General features: G+C 50.8%; 14 protein-coding genes. 4 read left to right on the top strand and 10 right to left on the bottom strand.

The window, feature by feature from the left end:
• Positions 1-319: 319 nt before the first annotated feature.
• The 4 genes from VIS48_14250 (at position 320) to VIS48_14235 (ending at position 2823) form a co-directional block, all read left to right on the top strand.
• The gene (locus VIS48_14250) at positions 320-865 is read left to right on the top strand and encodes a GNAT family protein (protein ID HEY9167312.1); all 546 of its coding nucleotides are present in this window, start codon (positions 320-322) and stop codon (positions 863-865) included.
• Positions 866-1012: 147 nt separating this feature from the next.
• Entirely contained in the window at positions 1013-1630 is a 618-nt protein-coding gene (locus tag VIS48_14245) for a DedA family protein (GenBank protein HEY9167311.1), read from the top strand.
• A gap of 3 nt (positions 1631-1633) precedes the next feature.
• Entirely contained in the window at positions 1634-2347 is a 714-nt protein-coding gene (locus VIS48_14240) for a pseudouridine synthase (GenBank protein ID HEY9167310.1), read from the top strand.
• Positions 2347-2823, top strand: a complete 477-nt coding sequence (locus tag VIS48_14235; protein HEY9167309.1) for an NUDIX pyrophosphatase — start codon at positions 2347-2349, stop codon at positions 2821-2823. The genes VIS48_14240 and VIS48_14235 overlap by 1 nt, the downstream gene beginning before the upstream one ends.
• Here VIS48_14235 and mazG read toward each other — a convergent pair.
• The 10 genes from mazG to VIS48_14185 all read right to left on the bottom strand — a co-directional run bounded on the left by mazG (position 2818) and on the right by VIS48_14185 (position 11022).
• Positions 2818-3588: a nucleoside triphosphate pyrophosphohydrolase gene (gene mazG, locus VIS48_14230; GenBank protein HEY9167308.1), complete on the bottom strand. Its 771-nt coding sequence runs from the start codon at positions 3586-3588 to the stop codon at positions 2818-2820. The genes VIS48_14235 and mazG overlap by 6 nt on opposite strands.
• Positions 3585-4598: a glycosyltransferase family 9 protein gene (locus VIS48_14225; protein HEY9167307.1), complete on the bottom strand. Its 1014-nt coding sequence runs from the start codon at positions 4596-4598 to the stop codon at positions 3585-3587. The genes mazG and VIS48_14225 overlap by 4 nt, the downstream gene beginning before the upstream one ends.
• On the bottom strand, positions 4595-6001 hold the full coding sequence (locus VIS48_14220) for a GWxTD domain-containing protein (protein ID HEY9167306.1): 1407 nt from the start codon (positions 5999-6001) through the stop codon (positions 4595-4597). The genes VIS48_14225 and VIS48_14220 overlap by 4 nt, the downstream gene beginning before the upstream one ends.
• Entirely contained in the window at positions 5964-7226 is a 1263-nt protein-coding gene (gene murA / locus VIS48_14215) for a UDP-N-acetylglucosamine 1-carboxyvinyltransferase (protein HEY9167305.1), read from the bottom strand. Before murA ends, VIS48_14220 begins: the two co-directional genes overlap by 38 nt.
• 63 nt (positions 7227-7289) lie before the next feature.
• Entirely contained in the window at positions 7290-8168 is an 879-nt protein-coding gene (locus VIS48_14210; GenBank protein ID HEY9167304.1) for a permease-like cell division protein FtsX, read from the bottom strand.
• Positions 8165-8998 (bottom strand): prephenate dehydratase, encoded by an 834-nt coding sequence (gene pheA, locus VIS48_14205; GenBank protein HEY9167303.1) that lies wholly within the window; start codon positions 8996-8998, stop codon positions 8165-8167. Before pheA ends, VIS48_14210 begins: the two co-directional genes overlap by 4 nt.
• A 4-nt stretch (positions 8999-9002) precedes the next feature.
• Positions 9003-9536: a hypothetical protein gene (locus VIS48_14200; protein ID HEY9167302.1), complete on the bottom strand. Its 534-nt coding sequence runs from the start codon at positions 9534-9536 to the stop codon at positions 9003-9005.
• Positions 9503-10093 (bottom strand): hypothetical protein, encoded by a 591-nt coding sequence (locus tag VIS48_14195; protein ID HEY9167301.1) that lies wholly within the window; start codon positions 10091-10093, stop codon positions 9503-9505. The genes VIS48_14200 and VIS48_14195 overlap by 34 nt, the downstream gene beginning before the upstream one ends.
• On the bottom strand, positions 10090-10689 hold the full coding sequence (gene recR / locus VIS48_14190; GenBank protein HEY9167300.1) for a recombination mediator RecR: 600 nt from the start codon (positions 10687-10689) through the stop codon (positions 10090-10092). The genes VIS48_14195 and recR overlap by 4 nt, the downstream gene beginning before the upstream one ends.
• A complete protein-coding gene (locus VIS48_14185) occupies positions 10690-11022 on the bottom strand; it encodes a YbaB/EbfC family nucleoid-associated protein (GenBank protein ID HEY9167299.1) in 333 nt (110 codons plus the stop codon).
• Positions 11023-11051: the final 29 nt, after the last annotated feature.

Here is an 11051-nt window from a genome sequence, read left to right as displayed (position 1 = left end):
GGAACGACTGGGCGCACGATCTGGAAGTTACTCTACTTGAATAGGTCATTCCTGAGGGTTTTCTCGTTACCGGGCGCTCTCCGCATGCAATAGAGTCTGTTTACCATGAGACCTTAGACAAATATAGAACCTGAAGCAGCAGAGTTCAAAGCCAACCTGAGATTCCCGGCTCAAAAATATTTCGACCTGGCAATTCAGGAATGACCGGCGGATATCCGGCCGATGTTCCAGCTTGAGTCTTGTCTCATTACCCGCCAGCCTCTATCTTATTCAGGCCATGGACGATTTCAACTCACTTACACTCCGCGGATCAAGAGTCGTGCTAAAATCAATCGAACTCGAAGAAGCGGAGGCGCTTTTCAATCTCATCGACGGTTCAAGAGAACATCTCACGAAGTGGCTTCCCTGGGTTGATTATGTCCGCTCCGTTGACGACGAGAGACATATTGTCGAGCAGTGGATTTACGAAATGCAGATGAGGGCTGCGATTCACCTCAGTATAATCAAAGACGGCGAGATGTCGGGAATAATCAGCACTCACCAGATCGACTGGTTGAACCAGCGGACGAGCATCGGCTATTGGATAGCAAAGAACCGGACCCGAAACCATCTCGCGACGGAAGCGACTGCGGTTTTGATGGCGTACCTGTTCGATAATCTGAAGCTTCACCGGATATATATCCAGGCGGCGACAGATAATGAGCCGAGTAACCGGGTTATTCGCAAGCTAGGTTTCAAGCTCGAGGGCGTGCTCAAAGAGAATGAAAGAATCAGGGAAGTCTTTCTCGATCATAATATTTACGGCATGATGGAACAGGACTTCAGGGGCTTCAAAGAGAGGTTCGCTCCCTATCTACCGCGTTGAACATCCGACGACCACAGCTCTTTCCGGTTTCTGTAAATGGACATCCGCACTCGTTCGATCGCAATATGGCTGCCGGAGATCGGTCGCGGCGGATTTGCCTTACCGAGATTGTTCTCGTTAAATTGGAAAGTCCCTTAAGGAAAAATAATGACTGAGTTGTTGATCGACCATATCGTTCAGTGGATCTCTATATCCGGATACGCGGGAGTTGTCTTGCTGATGGCACTCGAGAGTATGGTTGCTCCTGTTCCGAGCGAAGCTGTTATGCCCTTCGCGGGCTTTCTCATCTATGAAGGTAACTTTACCTTTCACCAGGTCATATTCTACAGCACACTCGGGAGCATTATCGGATCACTTCTTTCATACTACGCCGGCCGGTACGGCGGGAGGCCGTTCATATCGCGATTCGGGAAATATTTTCTGTTGAACATGCATCATCTTGATTTGACTGAGAAATTTTTTGGTAAATACGGAGACAAGACGATATTCGTGAGTAGATTCATCCCGGTGGTCAGACATCTGATCTCTCTTCCGGCAGGTGCAGGTGAAATGAAAATCACAAAGTTCGCACTTTATACAACGCTGGGCGCAGCGATGTGGAATTCATTTCTGGCTTATGCCGGCTTCCGATTGAGAAGCCACTGGGAAGAGATCAGACGCTACAGCCAGGTTGTTGATGCCGTTGTTGTCGTCATACTGATAGCGGGTGTTGTGTATCTGGTGTACAGACAGATGAGACAATCTAAAGGCACGGGCAGCAGCTGAGTCATGACAGACGCCACCATTTCCCTGGCAAGGGCACTCTCGAAACTCGGGTATTGTTCGAGGTCCCGCGCTGCTCTTTACGTGAAGAGCGGAAAAGTAAGCGTGAACGGTAAGGTTGTGAAGCTTCCATCATGGCGCGTGGATGTCGATAAGGATGTTATCGAAATTGATAATCGCCATCTCTCAAAACCGGTGACCGTAGTGGTAATGCTTCACAAGCCGAAGGGGTACATCTCAACTTCTCATGATGAGTTGTCCCGTAAGACGGTGCTGAATCTTGTGCCGGGTGACATGCATTTGTTTCCAGTTGGACGGTTGGATATCGACACAACGGGTCTCCTTCTGCTGACGAATAACGGTCAGCTCCAGGATAAGATCACATCGCCCGATAAGTTGATACAAAAGACTTATGTCGTGACGGCTGCGGGAAAGTTGACGGATGACCATGTCGTGAAGCTTATGCGCGGCGTCCAGATCGATGACGGGACCATAGTAAGAGCAGATACATGCGAGATATTGGAGCCAGGGCCCTCAAGAACAATTTTGAAATTGAAAATACACGAAGGTAAAAACAGACAAGTCAGAAAGATGCTTGCAGCAATCGGGAAAACCGTCATCGAACTACACAGGTCGGCAATCGGTAATCTTCAGCTCGACGTGTCGGTCGGACAGTGGAGAAAGCTTTCGGAGTACGATATCGACCGGATTTTCTCCTGATGCCGGTTCTCAAATCTGAAATAGTCGAAGTGGTCGTCTTCCGTAGGACTTCGCCCGCTGAGTTTCTTGTGCTCAAAAGGTCGGATGACGAGAGCATATACCCGGGGTTATGGCAGATAGTAAGCGGGGGCATAGAAACAGGTGAAAAAGCTTACGAAGCTGCGATGAGAGAAGTGATTGAAGAATGCGGAATCAGCCCGAAAAAATTATACAACACGCCTCTTACGAACACGTTCTATTTCTTCACCAACGATTCCGTGAATCTCAGCCCGGTATTTGCGGCCGAGGTGGACGTCACTGACAAGATAGTTCTTTCAAACGAACACAAGCTGTTCAGGTGGCTTAAGAAAGACGAAGCGGTACAATTGTTGGTCTGGCCTGGTCAGAAAGAAGCAATAAGAAAAGTCTGCGATTATCTCGTTAGCGACAATCCGTCACGCGGGTTCATGGAGATTCCGCTCCCTGCAAGATCATAACTCCTTTTTACTTTCCTCCCAGAGCGTATTCATTTCTTCAAGTGTGGCATCGTGAAGCGATCTCTTCTTTCGCGCGAGCTGCTTTTCGATATAAAGAAACCGCTTCTGAAATTTCTCGGTCGACATTCTCAGCGCGCTTTCCGGATGAACTCCGAGATGGCGGGCGTAGTTGACAAGTGAAAAGAACAGATCTCCGAACTCTTCCTCGATTCGCCTGCTGTCACCCGAAGCGGAGGCCCTGTGAAGTTCCTCCATTTCCTCTTCCACCTTTGGCCACACTTCTTCCGCCTTCCCCCAATCAAATCCAACCCTGGCAGCACGGTCCTGGATCTTGTGCGCGCGCGCAAGTGCGGGAAACGCCACCGGTATACCGTCGAAAATCGATTCCCTGCCTTTCTCGGTCTTGATCCGCTCCCAGTTCACCTTAACCTGATCCGGAGTTTCAGCGTTCACATTTCCGAAAACGTGCGGATGTCTTTCGACCATCTTCTGTGTCTCGGAAGTGATGACGTCGGCAAGTGTGAACTTCCCTTCGTCCTCGGCTATTTGTGAATGGAGAAAGACGTTCAATAGGATATCACCCAGCTCGCCCTTGACTTCATCCCAGTCTTCGCGATCTATCGATTCAGCGAGCTCATAGACCTCTTCGATCGTGTAATGTCTTATCGATCTATTTGTCTGGATTTTGTCCCAGGGGCATTCCCTCCTCAGCCGCCTGACGACTTCGATGAACTCCTTCAATACGTTCTCTTCTATTCTCGTCATTTTCTGTTTCTCCCTCGAGAGCTTAGGACGCTCTCAATATGATGGAACACTTCTTCGGGTTGAACTGCATTCATACATCTCATGAATTCTTTATCCTTGAGCGAGCAAAAATCCCTGTGACAGCACTCGACGTTTTTGTGAAATGATTTATGCCCTATCGATTCGCTGTAAGGAAACCAGATATCCGGCTCGCCCGGTCCGAAAATCCCCACGGTTGGCGTCCCAACTGCCGCAGAAAGATGCATGGGAGCCGCGTCGTTCGACACGAATACGTCGCAGCTGGAGATGAGCGCCGCAAGTTGCCTGAGAGGTGCCGGAGGCCAGGGTGTGAAGGGGATTTTTACAGCCGAAGAAAAAGCGGAAATATATTTGGAATCCTTCGGGCCGTAAGTCACGATCACCCGGGCATCAAGTCTCTCAAAAACCATTTCTGCGAGCCGCGCGAAGCTTCTGCTCGGCCATACCTTGGCGGGCCATGTCGCCCCGATATGAAGTCCGACCACACGACCGCCGATCTTGCCGAGAGACTCTTGCACGGAGCGTATCTCATCTTCCGTAATTGTGATCTTCGGCGGACGGAACGATTCGTTGATGCCGAGCGGCTGCAGGTAGCGCAGATGGAAACTTACGGCGTTGATTCTCTCCGTAATCACGATGGGATGGGTGAAAAGATTCTTCCGCCATCCGAAGGAACCTCCAATCCGCATCGTTGCACCAGAAAGATAAATAACGACAGCACTCCTGGGATTGCCAAATAAATCTATCGCGACATCGTATTTCCTTGCGCGCAACAGAGATGACACTCTGATCTGTTCAAGGATGGAAGGCCTGTCGAAATCGTATTGTATTATGTCATTGATATCCCGATTCTTCTCCAGGAGCGTCACGGCATGCTTCTCGCCGAGGTAATCGATCTGCGAGTTTGGAAATCTCTCGCGTAGAACTTCAAGCACGGGAGTAGTCAGAATAATATCGCCGATGAATTGGAGACGACTTACAAGTATTCTCAATCCGGATTCCGCCACCGGGTCACGTAATAGTTCAACATGTCCGAGTTGGAATATACATTTTCAATCCGGTAGAGTCTGTCTTCCGGATTGATGGTGTCCTTAATCAGCCGGAAGAGAATGATCAGCGCGTTCTGGCCGTTTGACTGGGAGTAAGTCCATCTTTCCTGCCATTCCCCCTGACAATCAACTCCATCCGGAGGACCGCAAACTACATAAAACATTCCCATCGGGGTGCGCCAGCCTTCGATACAGGACGTGAAGTAACGGTTAGCCTGTTCCACCCTGCGATAGTATTGGGTCATCTTGGCGACACCGCCGTGGACCTTCCAAAAATCGAAGAGGTTTGCCCTGATGGCGGAATCAGTTCTGACCGCTACAATTTTTTGCATCTCCGATCCCATTGCCACATAATTCACTGCGCCCACCATCTCGTTGAGGTCATCCGTTATGTCCGGAAAATTCGGATTTCGCACCTGAAACTCGAGCGATGTCTCCGCGATTTCGCCTGCTATACTATCGACACCAACCTTCAGAAGATATTCGCCTTCCGCCGGCTTCGGCACCGTGCCAAACAGGTATGAGTTCCCTTTCGGCAGATTTGCGTTAACCCAATACCGGTAGATAAGAATCGTGTCTTCTCTCGCATCGCACGGGTTGTAAGCGGAGGGCATTGTGGACAGTGCCTGGAGACCGTTGAATGGGAGCGGCCCTCGCTGGCTTTGAAGTCTGTACATGGAAAAAACGATCGAATCGGAAGCCGGTCTCGGGCTTGAGACCACACTAAAGAACTTTATAGTGTCGGGGAGAAGTCCGGCGTTCGTGAGAATGAAGGGCGTGATGCGGTGCGCTCCACCCGTCGTATCGAACCTCGCAAGCAGCAGAACATCGCTGAGCGAAACCGTTTTCGAAGAGTAATCAGGCACTTTCAGCATATAAGTTCTGGTCGCAGTTTCCCTCGCCAGACTGTCGAAGACATCGATCTGAACTGAATAAGCTCCGGCTTTGAGCCGGACCGATGTAACGAAAGCATCGTAGAACCGGTCTGAGCTCCCGGGATAGGACCCGGATCTCACGACTCTTGAGATTTCCTGATCACCGGCGGACTTTTGATTTTCGAACACGTGAATTCCCGAGGTGTAGGCCGCATAATATTCGTTCTCCTCCCTTGAGAATTTCAATCCCGATTCTTTTACACTAACGTAGATGTCAACTCTGCCGCCCGCGGTGTCCGCAGAACAAAATAACCTGGCTGAGAACTCAGGCAAGCTCGATTTAGTTGTAGCATAGTCGTAGAAGCATCTGGATAAAACGGATTCGTTGCTCGAGCTGCAGCCGGACGATGCCATGGCGGCGGCGAAGATCAGGCTAAAACTCGCCGCTCTGAACACGTTCGATATCTGCACCGAGACCTCTAAGTTTCTCTTCGATCCGTTCGTAGCCCCTGTCCATGTGGTAGACTCGAAGTACTTCGGTTGTTCCATCAGCGACGAGCCCGGCAAGTACCAGCGACGCGCCTGCGCGTAAGTCGGTCGACATGACCTTAGCACCCTTGAGCGATTTGACTCCTTTCACGATCGCAACATTTTCCTTGACTTCGATGTCCGCCCCGAGCCTGATAAGCTCCGGCACGTGATTGAACCGATCGAAATATATGGTTTCTGTAACGACGGACGAGCCGGCCGATCTTGACATGAGCGCTATCCACTGTGCTTGCATGTCTGTCGGAAAACCTGGATAGGGCGCGGTCGACACATCCACAGGGGCTATCCTGGCCGGCGCGTCGAGCACAACGGAATTTCCTGAAACTTGAATCACCGCTCCAGCGGATTCGAGTTTTGAAACGAGAGCCGACAGATGGGACAATTCACAATTTCGAATAGTCACACTTCCGCCACTCATCGCTCCGGCGACAAGATATGTAGCTGCCTCGATTCTGTCGGGAATGTTCTCGAAGTCTGTCGGTTGGAGCTCACTTACACCGTTGATAGTTATCGTGGATGTTTCCAGACCGTCTATCTGTGCTCCCATGCCGACCAGGAATCGACCGAGTGCCACAATTTCCGGTTCGAGAGCAGCGTTACCAATAACAGTAGTCCCTTCCGCCAGCACGGCCGCCATCATTACATTTCCCGTTGCCCCGACACTCGACACGTCGAAGTTGATTCTCGTACCTTTGAGCTTCTTTGCGCGCGCTATGATGTAACCACTGTCGAGGGTGATTTTCGCGCCGAGCTTCTCCATTCCTTCGATATGGAGGTTGACAGGCCGCGGTCCCCACGCGCACCCGCCGGGCATTGAGACTTTGGCATAACCGTATCTTGCCAGCAGAGGTCCGAGCACGTAGATGGAGGCACGCATCTTCTTGACCAGCTCGTACGGGGCTTCGAAGTTTTTCACACTTGTCGTGTCGATCATCTGGACAGAGCCCTGGAGCGTTGCCTTCGCCCCCAGCGTGCCCATAAGCTGCGACATAGTAGTTACGTCTTGAAGGTCGGGCGTATTAGAGATTCTATATTTCCCGGGGGCAAGCAATGTCGCGGGCATCAAGGCAAGCGATGCATTCTTGGCGCCGCTGATTGTGACGCTGCCCTTCAGCTTTTTTCCGCCGTTAATTACAAACTTATACATCACCCGCCTCCAATCGATTGCGCGCAATGATCGCCGAGCACACCTTTCGATTCATACCTGATATCAAGAGAGACTCTCCTTGATGTACTTGCGCGTCGCTGACAGAGTTGACACAAGTCCAAGAAGCGTCGCGATTCCGATTACCGCCAGATAGAACTGCAGAGGTGGAAGAACCTGGTTGATATAACTCTCGCGCAGGAGTATGGAACCCGCGCTGAGAACTCCGTAAATAGCGCCCGCAGCGATCAGGCCGCCGGTGAATCCCTGTATCATGCCGCCCAAAAGAAAAGGGAGCCGGACGAACATGCGCGATGCTCCCACAAGTTTCATCGTGTCTATTATTCTCTTCTTGTGGGAAATCGCGAGCCGCATGGAGTTATAGACAAGGAATATTGAAAGAAGCACGAGTGCTCCTCCGAAACCGCTCATTATACCATAGAAAAGTCTGACCCTCTTGTCGATCAAGCTGAGAAGCGCTTTACGGTATTTAACATTTTCGACCCCCGGCATCTTCTCAATCTTTCCGGCGATAACACCGACGTCCGTTGTATTTTTGTACTGGTCCTTCAAAAAAATCCTGAAGGAAGCCGGCAGCGGATTAAAGTCGAGAACATTGTTGATATCTTCGCCGAACTCGTTTTTGAACATCTCCGCCGCGTCGGCCTTGCTCACGTAGTCGACTTTACTAACTCCTTTCGTCCCGAGAATCTGCGATCTCAAAACGGCAAGCTGGTCTTGAGTCAGCGAATCGGTGAGGAACGCCTCCACTTCAACTTTCCCTTTGAGATATTTGAGCAGGCGCTCGGCCTGGATCGAAGTAAGATAGAAGCTTCCGAGCATAGTAAACGACAGTGCCACCATCAGTATGGAGAAGAAAGCGCTCAGTTTTGCGCGTCCCAGACCGCTGAAGGCCTCTTTGATAATAAACCAGAGTCTGCTCACTGAATGGTCCTCCCGGATTTGTAGCTTCCGACAATCTTCACGTGAGGGCTCATCTCTTCCAGATGATCGATTGCTCTTTGCTGTACCACGTTATTTATACTGCCGCTGAAATCAACGTAGAACTTGTACTCCCACGGCTTCCCGAGAATCGGGATTGAATCGATCGTGAGGAGGTCGATGTCTCTTATCGCGAACGCGCTGAGAAGCTTGTGGAGTGCACCCGGCGCGTTCCGTAAGCTGAACGTGACTGTGGTCTTGTCTGCATCCTTCTGGATCTCATACCTATTCGAAATTATGAGGAATCTCGTGAAATTGTTCCCGTCGCTCTCCAGGCGTCTCTTCAGCACTTTCAAATTGTAGTCTTCCGCCGCTGCTTCGCTTGCAATTGCAGCAATCGATTCATCTTTGGTGCCCGACACATATTTTGCGGCGCCCGCCGTGTCATAGTACTCTACGGGCCTGAGTCCCGCCGAACGTATAAACTTCCTGCATTGCAGGAGCGCCTGAGGATGAGAGTAAACCGTCCTGATAGCCGACATCCTCGATGTTCTCTTGGCCAGCAGCGAATGCGATATCTTCAGCTTTATCTCGCCGCGGACATAGACCGGCTCCACATCGAGAAGGTTGAAAACTTCCCGTATCCCTCCGCTGAGTGTGTTTTCCACCGGGACGATTCCATATTTCACTTTCTTCTTTTCTACAGCGTGAAAAACGTCGACAAAAGTAGTGTGCGGAACTAGTTCGATCGTACCCGCCGGGAAATAATGCCGTGCAGCGATTTCGCTGAATGCGCCCCGCTCTCCCTGAAAAGCTATTTTGATTTTCTTCATGTTATCAGAAATTTGACTCGTCCCTCCAAAGTGAAATTTGCCATGGCGAAGAGGATGACGGACGAGAAAGCTGGAAGTATGCCTTACCGTCTACCTGCGAGATGTCTGCAGGGTTGAAGGCGACCGTCAATGTGAATCCCCTCGTCACAGTGGCCTGTAAAGAATCCTCGGTCTCCGAGTAGATGTTGTTCCAATTCAACTCCAGACGATTGACAAGCTGGAACATCATGCTCGTCGACCGCATTTCGTCGTCCCTACCCCATGCAACATCGACTCCATTGTCATAGTCTCTGTAGGTAAACGTAAAACTCGACGCCATGAGCTGCGAGTAGACCACCGTGTCTCTGAACGTGTATGCATAAATGAAATTCTGAAAAACTCCGTCGATTGTCTTTTGATCGGAAAGAAAGCTGTTCGTTGCAATCTGCTGTGTCTCCAGTCGCGGAGCGAATGGGTTCTCGCAGCTTCCGAAAAGGAAAAAGAGGACCGAGGCGGCAAACCACTTCATTGGCTGAACCTGGCTTTCATGTCCCCCCATGTTAAGCTGTCTCCGGTACGCGAGTCAATCCACCTGTAGATTGACCAGTTCTGATTCCTGTCGATTCCAAGATAGAGTTGGAGGTTTCCTTGAAATTGTTGATGCGGGTAGCCCGGGACTTTGCTTGGCCAGATGAGAACGTAATCGGCATTGTATTGTGCTGAATCGCTTCCCTGCTGCACGAGTGTCACTGAGGAGAGAGTCAAAGCTGGTGCTGCTGTGGCGGACGACTGAGTCGAAATACTTCTGAAGTAGGCTCCTTCTGAATTCTTGTCCCACGATGCGAAGATGGCCTGATATTGCCTGAAGACATCGGGAGCCGGGACGAAAGAAAAAGGTCTCCCTCCGAAGCTTGTATCCGAAAGACAGGAGAGATAATTGTCCACATTCTTGTCCCCTATGGCGCTGGTCATGTTATCCACGACTACCGATGGCGCAGTTGGCGGCTGAAAATCCGTTCGACCCTGCTGTGGCGGTTGAGGTTGTCGCGTTTCAAATATTCCGCACCCTGAAATAGGAATAAAAGTAAGCCATAGAAATAGTAACGGTCTCGTCATTCGACAACGATCCGTCCCTCCAATGCCCGCACGAGAGTAGCTTCATCCGCAAACTCGAGGTCTCCTCCCACCGGGATGCCTCGTGCGATCCGGGTCACCTTCACACCGAGAGGCTTCAAAAGATTTCCAAGATAAATAGTTGTTGCTTCACCTTCGACGTCCGGGTTCATCGCAATTATCACTTCCTTCACTTCCGAATTCAACCGGCTCAACAACTCTTTCACCTTTAACTGATCAGGCGTGACGCCTTCCAGCGGGCTCAGCGCGCCGCCCAGGACATGGTACACGCCGTGAAACTCATTTGTTTTTTCGACGGCAAGCACGTCACTGGCGTCTTCGACGACACATATCGCGCTATGATCGCGCGACGGATCGGAGCAAATCGAGCACGGATCCTTCTCCGTGATGTTCCAGCATACGGAGCAGTAGCGGATTCTCCTTTTCACTTCGACGATCGCGCTTGCCAGCCGGTCAGCACTCTCGTTATCGGATTTCAACAGATGGAGAGCGAGCCTTTGAGCAGTCTTTCGTCCTATGCCCGGAAGTTTGCTCAGTTCGCCGATCAACATCTCGAGAGCCTGGGAGGTATATATCATTCAGGAAATCCCGCCGAACTTGAATCCGGGGAGCATCGACAGGAGACCGCCGGTGCTCGCACCCAGGTGCTCCGTTGCCAGCTTCTCAGCTTTTTCGAGTGCGCTGTTCACTGCGGCTGCGACAAGGTCCTCCAACATCTCCCTGTCCTGCGACTTGAACAGATCCGGCTCAATGTCGATTTTCAGGACCTCCCTTTTTCCATTTGCCGTCACTTTGACCATGCCGCCGCCGGATTCACCGGTGACCTGCATACCTTCCAACTCGCTCATCGCCTTCTCGAGATTCTTTTGCATCTCGGAAAGCATCTTTTGCATACTTGCTGGATCGATCATTTGAAACTCCTCAAACCAAAATATACTTG

It is taken from the genome of Candidatus Kryptoniota bacterium (assembly GCA_036567965.1).
GTDB lineage: Bacteria > Bacteroidota > Ignavibacteria > Kryptoniales > JAKASW01 > JAKASW01.
This window is presented reverse-complemented; position numbering and strand designations above follow the sequence as displayed.